We start from the raw sequence: 1,083 nt of genomic DNA on the forward strand, positions 1-1,083 counted from the left end.
CGTCGCCGGATCGGGTGCCCGAGGGCGCGTCGCCCGATCGCGATGCTCGCGGCATCGTGTCGGGACATCTTGCGGCGCGGGGCGGTGAGCGGCTTGCGCCAGTGCTCGTCGCCCCACATCGAGGTGTAGGCCGGATCGACGGCCACGATGGCCAGGTCCTGCTCGGCGGCCATCGACACCAGCCGGGCCTTGAGCCTGCCGGTGGGGATACCGGAAATCAGCTGCCGGAACCGCTTCCTTCCGCCGTGCTTCTCGCGGGTCTTCTCCGCCGTGAAGTCCAGGTTCTCCAGGCCGACCGCCGTGACGCCGCACCGCTTGGCCCAGTGCAACAACTGGGTGATGGCGTGGCGGACCTGGGCGTCGCGGTGGCCGGCGGCCTTGGACAGGTCGTAGAAGAAGCGGCGCGGGTCACCGACCGGGTTGCCGTGCGCATCGAGGCGGTAGGCGGCGAAGTGGTCGGCGTTCGTGTCCACCCCGACCATCCCCGCCGCGCGGGCGGCGTCGAGGGGGATCGTCTTGACGACGGGCTTCTGCCAGGCCGCGGTGAGGTACCAGCGCCCGCGCCCGGTGTCGTAGTGGATGCGGTAGGCGACGGCCCGGTTGCCCTCGATGCGGCCGGCCCACTCGACGCCCCGGTGCGCGAACACCACCTGAGGGGCGAGGACGTACCGGCCATGCCCGGCGTTCGCCAGGTGCGCGAGCGGCGCGGGCAGCTTGATCGACACCTCGCCGTCCGGGGTGACGCGGATGGTCTCGTTCCCGTACCGCTTCCCGGACTCGCCGTCCGCGGCGAGGAACCAGCGCTCGGCCTCCCACCGGTCCCGCCACTCGGCCTCGGACAGTCCGGCCGCGTCCAGGTGGTGGCGCGTGTTCAGCAGTTGCCGGCCACCACGCACCACGTGCACGACACCGGCCTCACGCTCCGCACGCGCCACTTCCAGGCGGTGTTCCAGGATCACCAGGCGCCGGGACTTGACGAACCACTCGTGCTTGGACCGGTATCCGCCCGGGGCACGCCTGGTTCCCTTCTCCCCAACCGGGAGGGACAGCCGGTGCATCAGCGTCCGCACCCCGGCCTCAAGC

Annotated in this window: 1 pseudogene; it reads right to left on the reverse strand. The window is 71.8% G+C overall.

The features are described 5' to 3' along the window. Window positions 1-1,083, reverse strand: a pseudogene (locus AB0M99_RS37810) (IS200/IS605 family accessory protein TnpB-related protein); the annotation flags it as partial.

It is taken from the genome of Streptomyces sp. NPDC051183 (assembly GCF_040682455.1).
In the GTDB taxonomy this organism is placed as follows: Bacteria; Actinomycetota; Actinomycetes; order Streptomycetales; family Streptomycetaceae; genus Streptomyces.